General features: G+C 74.2%; 19 protein-coding genes. 10 read left to right on the forward strand and 9 right to left on the reverse strand.

Going from position 1 to position 14,222, the window contains the following annotated elements; all coding sequences use genetic code 11:
* Positions 1-18 precede the first annotated feature (18 nt).
* The gene (locus tag DSM104299_RS25865; protein WP_272474551.1) at positions 19-696 is read left to right on the forward strand and encodes a response regulator transcription factor; all 678 of its coding nucleotides are present in this window, start codon (positions 19-21) and stop codon (positions 694-696) included.
* On the opposite strand, the gene DSM104299_RS25870 is transcribed toward DSM104299_RS25865, so the two are convergent.
* Positions 642-2,417: a sensor histidine kinase gene (locus tag DSM104299_RS25870; protein ID WP_272474552.1), complete on the reverse strand. Its 1,776-nt coding sequence runs from the start codon at positions 2,415-2,417 to the stop codon at positions 642-644. The two genes, DSM104299_RS25865 and DSM104299_RS25870, sit on opposite strands and share 55 nt — an antisense overlap.
* A 55-nt stretch (positions 2,418-2,472) precedes the next feature.
* Here DSM104299_RS25870 and DSM104299_RS25875 point away from each other — a divergent pair, with 55 nt between their 5' ends.
* Positions 2,473-3,153, forward strand: coding sequence for an MBL fold metallo-hydrolase (locus DSM104299_RS25875; protein WP_272474553.1), 681 nt, complete (start codon positions 2,473-2,475; stop codon positions 3,151-3,153).
* Here DSM104299_RS25875 and DSM104299_RS25880 read toward each other — a convergent pair.
* The 5 genes from DSM104299_RS25880 to DSM104299_RS25895 all read right to left on the reverse strand — a co-directional run bounded on the left by DSM104299_RS25880 (position 3,150) and on the right by DSM104299_RS25895 (position 6,488).
* Positions 3,150-4,193, reverse strand: a complete 1,044-nt coding sequence (locus DSM104299_RS25880) for an FAD-dependent oxidoreductase (protein WP_272474554.1) — start codon at positions 4,191-4,193, stop codon at positions 3,150-3,152. The genes DSM104299_RS25875 and DSM104299_RS25880 overlap by 4 nt on opposite strands.
* Before the next feature lie 113 nt (positions 4,194-4,306).
* The gene (locus DSM104299_RS25885; protein WP_272474555.1) at positions 4,307-4,501 is read right to left on the reverse strand and encodes a hypothetical protein; all 195 of its coding nucleotides are present in this window, start codon (positions 4,499-4,501) and stop codon (positions 4,307-4,309) included.
* Positions 4,482-4,916: an organic hydroperoxide resistance protein gene (locus tag DSM104299_RS25890; RefSeq protein WP_272474556.1), complete on the reverse strand. Its 435-nt coding sequence runs from the start codon at positions 4,914-4,916 to the stop codon at positions 4,482-4,484. The genes DSM104299_RS25885 and DSM104299_RS25890 overlap by 20 nt, the downstream gene beginning before the upstream one ends.
* 21 nt (positions 4,917-4,937) lie before the next feature.
* A complete protein-coding gene (locus DSM104299_RS29630; protein ID WP_432419791.1) occupies positions 4,938-5,066 on the reverse strand; it encodes a YetF domain-containing protein in 129 nt (42 codons plus the stop codon).
* 138 nt (positions 5,067-5,204) lie between these two features.
* Positions 5,205-6,488 (reverse strand): MFS transporter, encoded by a 1,284-nt coding sequence (locus DSM104299_RS25895; RefSeq protein ID WP_272474557.1) that lies wholly within the window; start codon positions 6,486-6,488, stop codon positions 5,205-5,207.
* 45 nt (positions 6,489-6,533) lie between these two features.
* On the opposite strand from DSM104299_RS25895, the gene DSM104299_RS25900 reads away from it, so the two are divergent.
* Together DSM104299_RS25900 and DSM104299_RS25905 are read left to right on the forward strand one after the other, a co-directional pair.
* Positions 6,534-7,349: a prolipoprotein diacylglyceryl transferase gene (locus DSM104299_RS25900; protein ID WP_272474558.1), complete on the forward strand. Its 816-nt coding sequence runs from the start codon at positions 6,534-6,536 to the stop codon at positions 7,347-7,349.
* Between the two features lie 88 nt (positions 7,350-7,437).
* On the forward strand, positions 7,438-7,824 hold the full coding sequence (locus DSM104299_RS25905; protein ID WP_272474559.1) for a hypothetical protein: 387 nt from the start codon (positions 7,438-7,440) through the stop codon (positions 7,822-7,824).
* Here DSM104299_RS25905 and DSM104299_RS25910 read toward each other — a convergent pair.
* Together DSM104299_RS25910 and DSM104299_RS25915 are read right to left on the reverse strand one after the other, a co-directional pair.
* Positions 7,803-8,225, reverse strand: coding sequence for a hypothetical protein (locus tag DSM104299_RS25910; RefSeq protein ID WP_272474560.1), 423 nt, complete (start codon positions 8,223-8,225; stop codon positions 7,803-7,805). The two genes, DSM104299_RS25905 and DSM104299_RS25910, sit on opposite strands and share 22 nt — an antisense overlap.
* Before the next feature lie 160 nt (positions 8,226-8,385).
* On the reverse strand, positions 8,386-9,147 hold the full coding sequence (locus DSM104299_RS25915; RefSeq protein ID WP_272474561.1) for an AfsR/SARP family transcriptional regulator: 762 nt from the start codon (positions 9,145-9,147) through the stop codon (positions 8,386-8,388).
* Between the two features lie 91 nt (positions 9,148-9,238).
* Here DSM104299_RS25915 and DSM104299_RS25920 point away from each other — a divergent pair, with 91 nt between their 5' ends.
* The 4 genes from DSM104299_RS25920 (at position 9,239) to DSM104299_RS25935 (ending at position 12,303) form a co-directional block, all read left to right on the forward strand.
* Positions 9,239-9,397: a hypothetical protein gene (locus tag DSM104299_RS25920; RefSeq protein WP_272474562.1), complete on the forward strand. Its 159-nt coding sequence runs from the start codon at positions 9,239-9,241 to the stop codon at positions 9,395-9,397.
* A 28-nt stretch (positions 9,398-9,425) separates the two neighbouring features.
* Positions 9,426-10,814 (forward strand): FAD-binding oxidoreductase, encoded by a 1,389-nt coding sequence (locus tag DSM104299_RS25925; protein ID WP_272474563.1) that lies wholly within the window; start codon positions 9,426-9,428, stop codon positions 10,812-10,814.
* 47 nt (positions 10,815-10,861) lie between these two features.
* Positions 10,862-11,485, forward strand: coding sequence for an NUDIX hydrolase (locus DSM104299_RS25930; RefSeq protein ID WP_272474564.1), 624 nt, complete (start codon positions 10,862-10,864; stop codon positions 11,483-11,485).
* Between the two features lie 227 nt (positions 11,486-11,712).
* Positions 11,713-12,303 (forward strand): winged helix-turn-helix domain-containing protein, encoded by a 591-nt coding sequence (locus DSM104299_RS25935; protein WP_272474565.1) that lies wholly within the window; start codon positions 11,713-11,715, stop codon positions 12,301-12,303.
* A 256-nt stretch (positions 12,304-12,559) separates the two neighbouring features.
* On the opposite strand, the gene DSM104299_RS25940 is transcribed toward DSM104299_RS25935, so the two are convergent.
* Positions 12,560-12,820 carry a hypothetical protein gene (locus DSM104299_RS25940; RefSeq protein ID WP_272474566.1) on the reverse strand — a complete coding sequence of 87 codons (261 nt, stop codon included), beginning with the start codon at positions 12,818-12,820 and terminating at the stop codon, positions 12,560-12,562.
* 118 nt (positions 12,821-12,938) lie between these two features.
* On the opposite strand from DSM104299_RS25940, the gene DSM104299_RS25945 reads away from it, so the two are divergent.
* Both DSM104299_RS25945 and DSM104299_RS25950 read left to right on the forward strand, forming a co-directional pair.
* Complete coding sequence (locus tag DSM104299_RS25945) at positions 12,939-13,355, forward strand: FHA domain-containing protein (protein ID WP_272474567.1); 417 nt, start codon at positions 12,939-12,941, stop codon at positions 13,353-13,355.
* Between the two features lie 147 nt (positions 13,356-13,502).
* Entirely contained in the window at positions 13,503-14,180 is a 678-nt protein-coding gene (locus tag DSM104299_RS25950; RefSeq protein ID WP_272474568.1) for a PadR family transcriptional regulator, read from the forward strand.
* The last annotated feature ends 42 nt before the right edge of the window (positions 14,181-14,222 follow it).

The raw sequence follows: 14,222 nt of genomic DNA on the forward strand, positions 1-14,222 counted from the left end.
TCTGCGATGCTCTGCGCCGTGGAGGGGCCGATCGCCATCGTCCTGGCCGACGACCACGCCGTCGTGCGCACCGGCCTGCGCCTGGTGCTCGACGCCCAGGCCGACTTCGAGGTGGTCGCCGAGGCCGGCACGGTCGAGGAGGCCGAGCGGCTCACGGTCGCGATGCGGCCGGCCGTGCTCGTGCTCGACCTCGGGATGCCACACGGCGCCGGCGACCGGTCCTCGCTCGACGCGCTGCCGGTGCTGGCGCGCGACGCGCCGACGACCAAGGTGGTGGTCTTGACCATGGAGGACGACCCGGAGTACGCGCGCCGCGCGCTGAGCACCGGCGCCACCGCCTACGTGCTCAAGGAGGCGGCGCACGCCGAGCTGGTCTCGGCCATCCGGCACGCCGCCGACGGCGAGTCCTATCTGAACCCGCGGCTCGGCGCGGCGCTGGCCGCCACGACGCCGGGGCCGGATCCCGACGCGCCGCCCGACGACCTGACCGAGCGCGAGCTCGAGGTCCTGCGGCTGGTCGCGCTGGGCCACACGAACGCCGAGGTCGGCAGGCTCATGCACCTGTCGGTGCGCACGATCGAGGCGAGGCGCGCGCACGTCCAGCAGAAGATCGGGCGCTCGCGCCGGCCCGAGCTGGTGCGCTACGCGCTGGAGCGCGGCCTGCTGGACGACGTCGCCGACGGCGCGGCCGGCTGACCGCCCGCGCCCGCGCCGCCCCCGCCGCCGACCGGGAACCACGCGCTGACCGTCGTCCCGTCGGACGCGCTGTCGATCGTCAGCCCGCCGCCGGCGAGCATCACCCGCTCGCGCATCCCGGCCAGGCCGAAGCCGGGCGCCGCGGTCTCGGCGACGGCGGCGGCAGCGACGTCGAAGCCGCCGCCGTCGTCGACGACGCTCAGCGCGACCGCGTCGTCGTCCTTGGTCACGTGCAGCTCGACGCGGTCGGCACGGGCGTGCTTGGCGACGTTGGTGAGCGCCTCTTGGGCGACGCGGTACACGGCCGTCTCGAGGTCCGGCGACAGGCGCGTGCCGTTGGTGTCGAGCTCGACGTCGGCGATCGCGGTCAGGCCCTCGCCACCGGCCACGCGGCGCACGAGGCTCGTCAGCGCCGGGCCGAGGCCGAGCTCGTCGAGCGCGGCGGGACGCAGCTCGGCGATCAGCGCGCGCAGGGCCGCGATCTCGTCCGCGACGCGCTCCGCCGCGATCCGGACGGCGGCGCGGACCTGGTCGCCGTCGCCACCGTGGGCCGCGCCGGCGAGCAGCACGTGGAGGCCGCCGAGCGTCTGCAGCGTCTCGTCGTGCAGCTCGCGGGCCCAGCGGGCGCGCTCGGCGTCGGCGGCGCCGACGGCGACGCGCAGGCGGTCGACCTCGACCGACTGCGCCGTGACGACGGCGGTCGCCGCGCTGGCCGCGAACGCGCGCAGCAGCTCCTCGTCGCGTGCGCGGAACGCGGCCGTGCCACCGCGCCGGTCCAGCGCGACGAGCACGCCGACGACGCGGCGGCGGTAGGCCATCGGGACCAGCAGCGCGGTCGCGGCGTCGGGCGCGCCGAGCGCCGCGACGTCGAGGGCGAGGTCGGCGGCGACGTCGTCGACGCGCAGCGGAACGCCGTCGCGGAACACCTCGCCGACGCGCGTCCCGGAGATCGCCAGGCGCTGCGCGGCGGGGACGATCGCGCCCGCCGCCGCGGCGACCCAGAGCTGGTCGTCCTCGCCGCCGGGGTCGCGCAGCAGGACCAGGACGCCGCGCGCCGCCACCAGCGCCCGCGCGCGCTTGACGATCAGGTCGAGGATCGGGGCGAGCTCGGTCTCGGCGCCCAGCGCGGTCGAGATCTCGGTCATCGCGCGCAGGCTCGCGACCGACCGCGCCAGCTCCTCGTGCTCGGCGTCGAGCGTCTCGTACAGCCGCGCGTTCTCGATCGCGATCGCCGCCCAGCGCGCGAGGATGACCGCGGTCTCCTCGTCGCGGTCGGTGAAGTCCGCGCCGCCGGCCTTGTTGGTGAGGTACAGGTTGCCCCACGCCTTCCCGCGCACGACCAGCGGGACGCCGAGGAACGTCGACACCGGCGGGTGGCCCGTCGGCACGCCGAACGAGCGCGGATGGGAGGCGACGTCGTGCAGGCGCAGCGGCTCGGGGTCCTCGATGAGCAGCCCGAGCACGCCGCGGCCGCGCGGCGGGTCGCCGATCAGGCGGCGGGTGTCGTCGTCGACGCCGGACGTGACGAAGCGCGCGAGCGCGGTGCGCTGCTCGTCGAGGACGCCGAGCGCGGCGTAGCGGGCGCCGGTCAGCTCGCGCGCGGTCGCGAGCAGGTGGTCGAGGACCTCGTCGGTGCGCAGCTCGCTGACGAGCTCGCGCGCGATCACCGCAAGGCGCTGGATGCGCTCGGCGCCGAGGCGCGCGAAGTCGTCGTCGGACATGATCGGAGCATGGTGACGGTTGCGGAGCGGCCGCGCCATGATGGAATGCGCGGCCATGCGACAGATCGCCGACGACGTCTGGCACGTCCCGCTGAGCCCACGCGACACCGTCAACGCCTACATCCTGGGCGATGTCCTGGTCGACGCGGGCTACCAGCTGCAGGGCGGCCGCGCGGTCGCGGCTGCCCGCGAGCGCGGCGTGACGGCGCACGCGCTGACCCACGCGCACCTCGACCACGCGGGCGGCTCGGCGCGGGTCATCCGGGAGCTGGGGCTCGACGGGCTGGCGGTCGGGGCGGTCGACGCCGCCGACGTGCGGGCCGGCGGCGGCGAGCTGCCGCCCCAGACGCCGGGGCCGCTGAAGGGCGTGGCGCGCCGGCTGTCGGCCTTCCCGCCGTCGCCGGTCGCGCGCGAGCTGCGCGAGGGCGACGTCGTCGGCCCCGGCTTCGTCGTGCTCGACGTCCCCGGCCACTCGCCGGGCCACGTCGCGTACTGGCGCGAGGCCGACCGCCTGCTGATCGCCGGCGACGTGTACTTCAACATGCACCTGCTCACCACCGTGCCCGGGCTGCGCCAGCCGCCCGGCCCGTTCACGGTCGACCGGGCCCAGAACCGGCGCTCGATGCGCCGCATCGCCGAGCTGGAGCCGAGCATCGTCGGCTTCGGCCACGGCCCGCTCGTGCGCGACGCGGCGCCGAAGCTGGCCGCGGCGGTGGCGCGGCTGCCGCGGGACTAGCGCGCGCGGAGGGTCGCGACGGCGTCGGCGGCGCGGCCGGTGGCGAGCGTGAGATCGCCGACGCCGTGGTCGACGAGCAGGTGCTCGCGGATCGCCGGCGACCACGGCGCGGGCGTGACGGCGACGCCGGCGCGCTGCGCGAGCACGTCGGCGACCGCGGCGGCCTGCGCGCAGGCGACGTCGACGTGCTTGAGCGGGCAGGCGGTCGCGTCGCCGGCCGCGAAGACGTTGGTCATCCCGACGACCGCGCCGTGCTCGTCGACCGGGACGAAGCCTTCGGCCGTCGCGGGCACGCCGGGCAGCGACGGGCCGTCGAGGACCGGCAGCGCGACGGTCCGGGCGCCGGGCAGGATCGTCGCGGCGTCGTTGACGCGCAGCAGGCCGTCGAGACCCTCGAAGACCGACGACGCGCCCTCGAACGCGACGCCGCAGTCGTCGAGCAGCTCGGCGACCGCGCTCTGGGCGCGAGCGCCGAACGCCTCGGCGGGCACGCGCTCGGGCGAGATGACGCGCAGCGCGACGTCGTGCTCGCGCGCACGGGCGTCCTCGGCCACGTGGACGGCCAGCTCGTAGAGCGACAGCGTGCGAGTGACGCCCGAGGGGACGACGAAGTCGATGATCGGCGCCTGCTCGGCGAGGACGCGGTCGACCGCGACGCGACCGGCTTCGCCGAAGAGCGTCAGCGCGCGGTCGATCGTGTGGCGCGGCGCGGCGCCGACCGCCAGGACCAGCGCGTCGTAGGCGAGCGCGCGGCCGCCGTCGAGGTGGACGCGGTGGCGGCGGTCGTCGACCGCGACGACGCGGCCGCCGACCAGGCCGGCGCCGAGGTCGCGGGCGAGCTCGGGGAGCGGGCGGTGCGCGCGGTGGCCCGCGGTGAACGACGCGGCGACGGGCAGCGCGCGCGGCTCGGCGACCGGCTCCGGCGCGACGATCGTGACGCTCACCTGAGCGCCGCCGTGCTCGCGGAGGACGAAGACGGCTTCCGTCGCCGCCGCCCCGCCGCCCGCGACCACGACGTGGAGACAACGGGATGAGGCCATCCCCTCCAGCATCGGTCGCGCCCGCGCCCGACCATGCCGTGGACCGCCGCACGATCGGCTGCGGCGAGCCACGCGACGTGGCTGCGGCGTCGCCGCGCCGGCGCCGTCCGGGCTTACCGGCTCAGCGCGTGCGCTTCGACGATCCGGCGCTGCACGTCGGTCAGCGCCAACGGCTCGCCGCGCTCGAGCGCGGCGGCGGCCTGCGCGACCGTCAACCCGACGCCCGTGAGCACCGAGCCGACGACCGGCGGCACGTCCGCGCCGCAGACGCCGCCGACGCAGTTGGGGTCAGTCGACCGGCTGTCCATTGGCCGTCAGCGTGACGGGGATGTTGCCCCGGGTCGCGTTGGAGTACGGGCAGACCTGGTGGGCGGCCTTGACGAGCTCGGCGGCCTGGGCGTCGTCGACCGACGGGAGCGTCACGTCGAGCTGCACCGACAGGTCGAAGCCCTTGCTCTCGTTGGGGTGCAGCGACACCTTCGCGGCGATCGAAACGTCGCCGGCCTCGGCCTTCGCACGCCGCGCCACGGCGCCCAGCGCGCCCTCGAAGCACGCCGCGAAGCCGACCGCGAACAGCTGCTCGGGGTTGGTCCCGCCGCCCTGGCCGCCCATCTCAGCGGGCAGCCGGAGGTCGACCTCCAGCGCGCCGTCGCTCGTCTTGCCATGGCCGTCGGCCCGTCCGCCGGTGACCTGCGCCTCTGCCGTGTACAAGGTCTTCGCCATCGCTCGACCATAGCGAGGCCACTACCTGGTGACGAAGCTGACCTTCCCGCTGCTCTCCAGCACGGCGAAGCGCACCTGGCGCAGCGACCCGATCGACTGCTGGCGCGCCTCGGAGGCCAGCTCGTCGTCGGGGATCCGCTGGCGGCGCAGCGCGCGTGGCGACGAGGATCAGGAAGTAGACGAAGACGCCAAGCTCGCGGCGGGCGACCGCATGACGCCGGTCGGCGACCTTGGTGAACAGCTCCGTCATCGGCACGGGCGGTCTTCGCCGCTCCGCGCGCTGGAACTCTACGCCGGCGCGGGCTCCGCATGGGCCATGTCGCGCTCGGCGTCGAACTTGGCCAGCGCCGGGAACGCGAGGACGATCGCGACCACGCCGACGACGCACGCCAGGCCGCCGCTGACGACCGAGAACCGTGGGCTCGTCGCCGCCGCGACCGTGCCGGACTCGACGTCCCCCAGCCGCGGGCCGCTCGTCACCACCAGGCTGAAGACCGACGACATCCGCCCGCGCAGGTGGTCGGGCGTGACCGCCTGGTTGATCGACGAGCGGCAGACCGCGCTGACGCTGTCGGCCGCGCCGGCCAGCGCGAGGAGCGCGGCGGCGATCCACAGCGACGACGCGAGGCCGGCGAGCGCGATCGCCACGCCCCAGGCGACGACCGCCCAGATCACGATCAGCCCGAGCCGGCGCGCGTGGCCGAGCCAGCCCGTCGTCAGCGCCGCGACGGTCGCACCGGCCGCGACCGAGGCGTACAACAAGCCCGTCCCGCCCGCGCCCGTGTGGTACACGCTGACCGACAGGACCGCGAACAGCGCGCGCGGCATCCCGAACGTCATCGCCAGCAGGTCGATCGCGAACGAGCCCATCAGCGCGTGGTTGCCGCGCACGAAGCGCAGGCCCTCGGCGATCGAGGCCAGCATGCGCGTGGGCTCGGTCGCCTCGAGGTCGACGCCGCGCGGCGGCTGCGGCGCCATCGTCCAGACCGCGGCGACGATCGCCAGGCAGCTCAGCGCGTCGACGGTGTAGGCCGCGCCGAGGCTCAGCGCCGCGATCAGCAGGCCGCCGAGCGCCGGCCCGATGACGGCCGTCAGCGTCATCAACCCGTAGTTCAACGCCAGCGCCGGGCGCAGCAGCTCCGGCGCCACGAGGTTCGGGACGATCGACCCGGCGGTCACGTTCTGGATCGCGCCGAAGCCCGCCATCCACGCGCCCAACACGTACAACGCGGCGATCGGCGGCGACCCGGCGTAGGCCAGGGCCGCCAGCGCCGACGCCCCGAGCACGAGCCCGACCTGGTCGAAGAGCAGCAGCCGCCGCCGGTCGTGCCGGTCGGCCAGGGCGCCGCCGAGCAGGGCCATCGCCATCAACGGCACCAGCTCGACCGCGCCGAGCAGGCCCGTCAGGAACGCCGACTTGGTCTCGACGTACAGCTGGTAGGGCAGCGCGACCAGCGCGGCCTGCGTCCCCAATCCCGTGATCAGCTCCCCGCCGAGCAGCAGCCGGAGATCGCGCGACTCACGCGCGGGCGTGACGTCGACCGCGATGCGGGAGAGGAGGCGGCGGAGCACGGCGGCCCGCCACGATACGGACCTCCGGTCCCTAGCATCCAGCCCGTGAAGCCCGAGATCCACGTCCTCGGCCTGTCGATCAAGACCTTCGGCCTGTTCTTCGCCCTCAACTTCGCGGCCTGGGGGCTGCTGGCCGCACGGCGGCTGAAGGAGCTCGGCAAGCCGGTCGACTGGGCCTACGAGATGGTGACGGTCGCGCTGATCGGCGGCCTGGTCGGGGCGCGCGGGTACTACCTGCTGCAGAACCACGACAGCGTCAGCGTCTCCGACATCTTCGGCGGCTCCGGGCTGATCTGGTACGGCGGGCTGCTCGGCGGCGTCGTCGCGGTCCTGTACTGGGCCCACCGGCGCGATTTCCTGTCGCTCGACCTCGTCGACCTGGCGGGGCCGTGCCTCGCGCTCGGGTACGCGATCGGCCGGATCGGCTGCCAGGTCTCGGGCGACGGCGACTACGGCAAGGACTGGGACGGCCCGTGGGCGATGGGCTACCCGAACGGCACCGTGCCGACCAAGCCGGGCGAGACCGTCCACCCGACGCCGATCTACGAGACGCTCACCATGGGCCTGCTCGCGTTCGCGCTCTGGTCGCTGCGCGACAAGGTGCGCCGGGGCGTGCTGTTCGCGCTGTACCTCGTCGGCGCCGGCGCGGAGCGCTTCCTGGTCGAGTTCCTGCGCCGCAACGAGGACGTCGCGCTGGGCCTGACGGCGGCGCAGCTGGAGGCGGCCTCGCTGTTCGTCGTCGGCGCGATCTGGATCGCCGTCGTGCTGCGCCGCCACGGCAGCCTGCTGCTCCCGGAGGGCGAGCGGCGGACGCGCGAGCGCCGCGTCCGTGACCAGGATGCACCGCTTGTGAGCACTTAAATGCAGTAAAGGTGCGCAGAGTCGTTCAGCGCTCCGATGTTCGAGGTGTTGCTCGCTAGGGTCCCGCGCCCAGCCGACCGGAGGTTCGTTGCCCTTCACGCTCTGCCTCGACGTCACCCTGCACGTCGCGGCGGTTCCCACGACCGCCACGGTGGCCGTGCGGCTCCAGGCCGAGCTCACCGAGCTGGCCGAGGATCCACGCCGCTGGGCGCTCCGCTCGATCACGGTCACCGCCGAAGGCGGCGACCTCGTCGTCCGCGCGCGGCTGCTGGAGCCGATCGAGGACCTCTACGGCGCCGACCCCGACGCGCCGGGCGACCTCGTCGCCGCCGACGTCGTCCTCGAGCTCCTCAACCGCCACTGCCCGACCTGGCGCGCGCTGGAGATCGGCGAGCGCCCGATCAGCGCCCACACGCAGCGCGTGCGCCGGCGCTTCTGGACCGCCGGCGACGATCAGCGCGCCAAGCGCACCTGATAGCCCAGGCCGGGCAGCCGCGCGAGGCCGCCGGGCGCCGCGATCCGCTTCCACGGGCCGTGCCAGCGGTAGCGGGCCTCGATGGCGGAGACGTCGTCGGGGACGGCGACGAGGAAGCCGTCGGGTCCGCCGGTCGCGATGCCGTCGGTCAGCGCCTTGCGCACCGTCACGCAGCCGCCGCCGATCCCCGGGCGCCGGCCGGCGCCGCCGCCCAGCCCCGCTGCCGCCGCCGTCCGCTGCACGAGGCAGACGTAGCCGCGCCCGGGGATCAACCACACGTCGGGCGCCAGCGTCCGGATCCCGTCGGGATCGAGGTGGTAGCGCCCGGACCCCATCAGCCCGGCGAGCCTGCGCAGCTCCGCGCGGTCGGCCGGCCCCGGCGCCGCGCCCGGATGCGGCAACAGCCACGACCTCCTCGGCGGTCGCCGGATCGGTCCGGCGCAAGGCATAGGCCAACACGGCGGTGCCGTGTTCGGAGAAGAGCCGCTCGAGGCCCCGTCGGTCGTGCACACCACGCCCATGTCCGGACGTGGCGCGGTCCTTACCGCCGCGCGGCAACCGTCACACCGGCTGCCCGCTGCGCAGCAGCTGCTGCTGGAGCGCCCGCAGCGCCGGGCTGGGCGCCGCGCCGAGCTCGTCGCGCAGCAGCTCGCGCAGCGCCTCGTAGGCGCGCAGCGCCTCGGCCACGTTGCCGCGGGCGACCAGCGCCTCCATCAGCAGCTCGTGCCCGCGCTCGCGGAACGGGGCGACGGCGACCAGCCGCCGCGCGACGCGCTCGGCCACCGGCAGCTCGCACCCGCCGGCACGCACCGCCGCCGCGACGTAGCTCTCCATCCCCGCCACGTGCGCGGCCTGCAGCAGCCCGCGCCGCTCCAGGACCCACGGCGCGTCCTCGCCGACCAGGAACCCGCGGCGCGCGATCGCGATCGCGACCATCGCCGGGCCCCACACGTCGTCCCACCGCCGCAGCGCGACCGCCGACTCCGCCCGGTGCACCGCGTCGTCGAGCGCCTCCAGGTCGACCCACGCCTCCGGCCCCGCCAGCAGGCGCACCTCGCCCCTGGCGGGCAGCACCTCCGGGCCGAGCACGCGGCGCAACCGCGACAACAACGCCGACAGCGACGCGTCCGCGGCCGCCGGCGCGCCCCACGGCCACAGCGCCTCGACCAGCTCCTCGCGCGCGGCACCGCGATGGCGGTGCGCCGCCAGCCACGCGATCAGCACGCGGTTGCGGCCGCCGCCGAGCGCGGCGGTGACATCGCGGCCGTCGACCTCGACGGCGAGTCGGCCGCAGAGCTGCAGGCGGATGACGGGCTTGCGCACCAAGGTCGCTGCAAGGAGGATCCCATGTGCCGTCAACCTCGCGCGCGTACCTTCGCGCCCACGACAGAAGCGATCGACGACGGCGACCGACATGGCGAAGGCGATCCGCTGCGTATGCGGCTTCACCGGTCGCGGTGCGACCGCTGAGCTGGCCGCCGATGCGATCGAGGCCCATCTGCGCGCCGAGCACCCCGAGCTCGCCGGCCGGATCCGTCGCGAGGACCTGCTGGCGATGGCGGAGGAGGCGTAGGCGCCCCACCCCATCTTGGAGGTCTCGCATGACCACCCTGCAGCAGCCGCTCGCCGGCCCGGTCGACTTCCGCGGCAGCCTCGTCGCGCCCGGCGCCGAGGGCTATGACCAGGCCCGCACGCTCTACAACGCCATGATCGACAAGCGGCCGGCGATGATCGCCCGCTGCGCCGACGTGGCCGACGTCATCGCCGCCGTCGACTACGCCCGCGAGGCCGGGCTGCCGCTCGCGATCCGCGGCGGCGGCCACAACGGCGCGGGGTTGGGCAGCGTCGACGACGGCCTCGTGTGCGACCTGTCGGCGATGCGGGGCATCCGCTTCGACCCCGACACCGAGGTCGTGCACGTCGACGGCGGCTGCCGCTGGGGCGACGTCGACCACGCGACGCACGCGTTCGGCCGCGCGGTCCCGTCCGGGATCATCTCGACGACCGGCGTCGGCGGGCTCACGCTCGGCGGCGGCATCGGGCACCTGAGCCGCCGCTACGGCCTGACGATCGACAACCTCGTCTCCGCCGACGTGGTCCTGGCCGACGGCCATCTCGTGCACGCCGCCGAGGACGAGCACGGCGACCTGTTCTGGGCGCTGCGCGGGGGCGGTGGGAACTTCGGCGTCGTCACCTCGTTCGCGTTCCGCAGCCAGCCGGTGCACACCGTCGTCGCCGGCCCGATGCTGTGGCACGTCGACCGCGCCGCCGACGTCCTGCGCTTCTACGACGGGTTCATCCGTGACGCGCCGGAGGAGCTCAACGGCTTCTTCGCGTTCCTGGCGGTGCCGCCCGACCCGTCGTTCCCGGCCGAGCTGCACGGCATGACGATGTGCGGGATGGTGTGGTGCTGGACCGGCGACGTGGACGGCGCCGACGCCGCGCTCGCGCCCGCCCGCGCCTTCGCCCCACCTGCGCTGGACGGCGTGGGACCGGTCCCGTTCCCGGCGCTGCAGGCCGCGTTCGACGCCTTCTACGCGCCCGGCCTGCAGTGGTACTGGCGGGCGGACTTCGTCGACGAGCTCAGCGACGAGGCCATCGCGCTGCACGCCGAGTGGGGCGCGGCGCTGCCGACGCTGCACTCGACGATGCACCTCTATCCGATCGACGGGGCGGTCCACCGCGTCAACCCGCGCGACACCGCGTTCGCCTACCGCAAGACGCGCTGGGCGGCGGTCTTCGCCGGCGTCGACCCGGACCCGGCCAACGCGCAGGCGATCCGCGAGTGGGCGATCGGCTACCAGGAGGCGCTGCACCCCTACGCGGCCCGCGGCGGCGGCGCCTACGTGAACTTCCTGATGGCCGACGAGGGCGCGCGGCGCATCCACGACGTCTACGACGTCAACTACGAGCGGCTGGAGACCGCCAAGGCGCAGTACGACCCGGCCAACCTGTTCCGCGTCAACCAGAACATCTCGCCCTCCGGCTGACTGGGGCGAGCTGGCACGTCGCCGCTCGCCCGGTACTGTGCCCGTCCATGGAGGACGAGATCCTCGACGTCTTCGACGAGCGCGGCTGGCACCTCGGCACCAAGCGGCGCGGCGACGTGCATCGCGACGGCGACTGGCACCTGGCCTTCCACCTGTGGGTCGTCCGGGGCGACGGCGTGTTGCTCCAGCGCAGGGCCGCCGACAAGGCGTCGTGGCCCGGCTACCTCGACGCGTCGGCCGCGGGTCACCTGCTGGCCGGCGAGGCGATCCAGGACGGGATCCGCGAGGCGGAGGAGGAGCTCGGCGCGGCCTACGCGTTCGACGACCTGGCGTCCCTGGGGGTGCACCGCGTGGCCGACCCGGAGCGCTCGGGCATCGTCAACCGTGAGCTGCAGCACGTCTTCGCCGTGCGCGACGAGCGGCCGCTGGCCGAGTGGACGAGCTTCGACCGCGTCGAGGTGGCGGGCCTGGTGCTCGTCGACCACGCCGGCTTCGCCGCGCTCGCCGCCGCGCTCGCCGACGGCGACGGGAACGGCGTCCGGGTCGCGGGGCGCGAGTGGGACGGCACGGCCGAGCGCGCGACCGAGGTCGCGCCCGCCGAGGTCGTCCCGGCGCCCTACCTCGCCGCCATCGCGGCGGACCTGCGGCGCGTCGCGGGCGCCCAGCTTTAGCGCTCAGGTTCGATCATCGATCGTGGCGCGTGCGTGGGTCCCTCGGTTGGAGGATTGACCACCCTTGAGCGCCTTTGCACAATTCATGGGGGCGAACCTGAACAGAAATTGCCCTAGTCGACTGCTCGGCCAGCTAAGGTTCGCGTCCACCGCCTTTTGAAGTCACTACCCCTGGACGGACTGTGAAGCCCATCACCGCCATTGATGATCCCCGCTACGTGAAGGCCATGAGCCATCCTGTGCGGGTCCGGATCATGGCCATGCTGCAGGAGCGGAAGGCGAGCCCCAACGAGCTGTCGCAATGGCTCGGGACGACGCTCGGCGCCACCGCCTATCACGTGCGCACCTTGCACAAGCTCGGGCTCATCGAGCTCGTCGACGAGACCCGCGTCCGCGGAGCCGTCGAGCACCACTACAAGGCCAAGGCTCGCCCGAAGGTCACACAGGAGAACTGGTCGAAGGCTTCGCCCGTCGCGAAGCAGGCGGCCGTCGGGTCCCAGCTCAAGATGCTCGAGGACTACACCAACGCGTCGGCCGCGGCCGGCGGGTTCGACCGCACGGACGCCGTCATCGAGCGCAAGACCGCGCGCGTGGACGACAAGGGCTGGGCCGCCATCACGGCCGAGGCCGCGAAGTTCCTGGACCGCGTCGACAAGATCGAGGCGGACTCCGCGAAGCGGATCGCCAAGGCCGGCGACGACGGCGCGATCGACGCCGGCGTCGTCCTGCTCGGCTTCGAGTCCGTGCCGCTGAGCAACCAGATCCCCGAATCGACGAAGAAGCGCACGCCGATGAAGCGCACGCGCCGCGCCTCCTAGTAGAGCGGCAACGCGCCACACTTCCGAAGTTCTTCACGACGCCCTCGGCGGGCTCCGCGGCCACTGGCACAGAGTTCCACCGGGGGCGTCGTTGCATTGGTGGGATCTCTAAAAGCGGTCGCCCTCCGAGCGGGCACTTCGACCCAAACGCGGCGCGGCGCCGCCGCCCACCCTTGCGCAGGTCTGGTCGGGCCGGTCACACCCTCGTTCATCCCCCGGCCGGGGCGTTTGTTGATGTGGTATGCCGGCGTGCCGCTCAGCTGCGCGGGACGAGACGCACCTTGGGCGGCATCTCGAACGGCTTGGGCGGCGGGGCGTCGGCCGGGCGCAGGCGCGTGCGGCCCGCCTTGCGCTCGAGCGAGTGGCCCGCGAGCTCGACCTCGTACAGCGCCTGAGCCGGCATCTGCAGACCCTCGCGGCGCATGTCGGCGACGGTGAGGCCGTCGTCGCCGGCCTCTTCGAGGAGGCGGAGGGCCAGGCGGCCGTCGGGCGTGGTGAGGGGTCTCGCAGAGGACATCCGGGAATGCAAGGCTAACGCCCTTCCCGGCGCACCGGGTTTCGATGCGCTCCGTGTTCCTCGGGACTTCTCATCGGGTCTTGAGCTGGCGCTCAGGTTCGCGCGCTCAACTTCCGTCATGAGCCCCTCGACTTCGCTCCCCACGATCGTCGAAGACTCCCGCACCGCCGTCCTCGACGCCCTCCCTCGCGTCACCTTCCGCGACCGCAGCGCCGCGGTCCCCGCCACGTCCTCGCCCGACCCGGGCCGGTACCTCGAGCTCGACGACGGCGACGAGGCGCTCCTGTTCCCACTCCAGGACGGGACGACGCACCTCGGCCGCGGGTTCGCGGCGGACTTCCAACTGGAGGACCAGAGCGTGTCGCGGCGTCACGCCCTCGTCCACGTGCGCGTCGGTGGCGCGCGGATCCTGGACGACCGCAGCGCCAACGGCACGTTCGTCAACGGGCGCCGCGTGACCGAGGCCACGCTGGCCGACGGCGACGTCGTCGTGCTCGGGCGCGTCGTCCTGACCTACCGCGACATCCAGGGCTGACCGCGGGCGCCGGGGGCGCTCGACAGCCGTGGGACCAGCCGCCGGGACCCGATCGGGTCCCGGCGGCGTCGCGGCGTGCTTGACAATCGAACGTTCTCGATATATCGTGATGTTCGTTCGATAGATCAACCACGAAAGGAGCACCACATGACCGGTGCCTCTTACGCAGCGCCACACGGGCGCTGCCACCACAAGGGAGAGGGGGGCGACAGCCGCGCGTTCCTCCCGGAGTTCCTCGCGATGATGGGCCGCGGTCGCGGCTTCGGTCCGGGCGGGCGGGGCGGTGTCCCCGGCGGCTTCGGCGGCCCGGCCGGCGGACCGCACCATCGCGGTGGCCGCGGCGGGCGACGTGCCCGGCGCGGTGACATCCGCTCAGCGATCCTCCTGCTCCTCGCCGAGGAGCCGCGCAACGGCTACGGCCTGATGCAGGAGATCGAGGAGCGCAGCGGCGGCGTCTGGCGCCCGAGCCCCGGCTCGGTCTACCCCGCGCTGTCGCAGCTGGAGGACGAGGGCCTCGTCCAGGCCGCCGAGCACGACGGTCGCAAGTCGTTCACGTTGACCGACGAGGGCACCGCCCACGTCGAGGCCAACCGCGAGCGCTTCGGCACGCCGTGGGAGACGGTCGGCGAGGGCGCCTCCGACGAGCTGCACGATCTCCGTCACAGCGCTCAGGCGCTGGCGATCGCCGCGATGCAGGTCGCTCAGACCGGCACCAAGGAGCAGCTCGCCGAGGCCAAGGCGATCCTCGAGGACGCCCGCCGCGGGCTCTACCGGCTGCTGGCCGGCGACACCCCGACGGACGACCCGCAGGACGACGCGAGCTAGCTCGCGCAGACCCCTCTCCCCTCCGTAGCATCCAACCGCCCC

It is taken from the genome of Baekduia alba (assembly GCF_028416635.1).
In the GTDB taxonomy this organism is placed as follows: domain Bacteria; phylum Actinomycetota; class Thermoleophilia; order Solirubrobacterales; family Solirubrobacteraceae; genus Baekduia; species Baekduia alba.

Excerpts from the sequence above, each read along its gene's own strand:
- DSM104299_RS25870 (WP_272474552.1), bottom strand. The coding sequence starts at position 2,417 with ATGTCCGACGACGACTTCGCGCGCCTCGGCGCCGAGCGCATCCAGCGC.
- DSM104299_RS25875 (WP_272474553.1), top strand. The coding sequence starts at position 2,473 with ATGCGACAGATCGCCGACGACGTCTGGCACGTCCCGCTGAGCCCACGC.
- DSM104299_RS25880 (WP_272474554.1), bottom strand. The coding sequence starts at position 4,193 with ATGGCCTCATCCCGTTGTCTCCACGTCGTGGTCGCGGGCGGCGGGGCG.
- DSM104299_RS25885 (WP_272474555.1), bottom strand. The coding sequence starts at position 4,501 with ATGGACAGCCGGTCGACTGACCCCAACTGCGTCGGCGGCGTCTGCGGC.
- DSM104299_RS25890 (WP_272474556.1), bottom strand. The coding sequence starts at position 4,916 with ATGGCGAAGACCTTGTACACGGCAGAGGCGCAGGTCACCGGCGGACGG.
- DSM104299_RS25920 (WP_272474562.1), top strand. The coding sequence starts at position 9,239 with ATGGCGAAGGCGATCCGCTGCGTATGCGGCTTCACCGGTCGCGGTGCG.
- DSM104299_RS25925 (WP_272474563.1), top strand. The coding sequence starts at position 9,426 with ATGACCACCCTGCAGCAGCCGCTCGCCGGCCCGGTCGACTTCCGCGGC.
- DSM104299_RS25930 (WP_272474564.1), top strand. The coding sequence starts at position 10,862 with ATGGAGGACGAGATCCTCGACGTCTTCGACGAGCGCGGCTGGCACCTC.
- DSM104299_RS25935 (WP_272474565.1), top strand. The coding sequence starts at position 11,713 with ATGAGCCATCCTGTGCGGGTCCGGATCATGGCCATGCTGCAGGAGCGG.
- DSM104299_RS25940 (WP_272474566.1), bottom strand. The coding sequence starts at position 12,820 with ATGTCCTCTGCGAGACCCCTCACCACGCCCGACGGCCGCCTGGCCCTC.
- DSM104299_RS25945 (WP_272474567.1), top strand. The coding sequence starts at position 12,939 with ATGAGCCCCTCGACTTCGCTCCCCACGATCGTCGAAGACTCCCGCACC.
- DSM104299_RS25950 (WP_272474568.1), top strand. The coding sequence starts at position 13,503 with ATGACCGGTGCCTCTTACGCAGCGCCACACGGGCGCTGCCACCACAAG.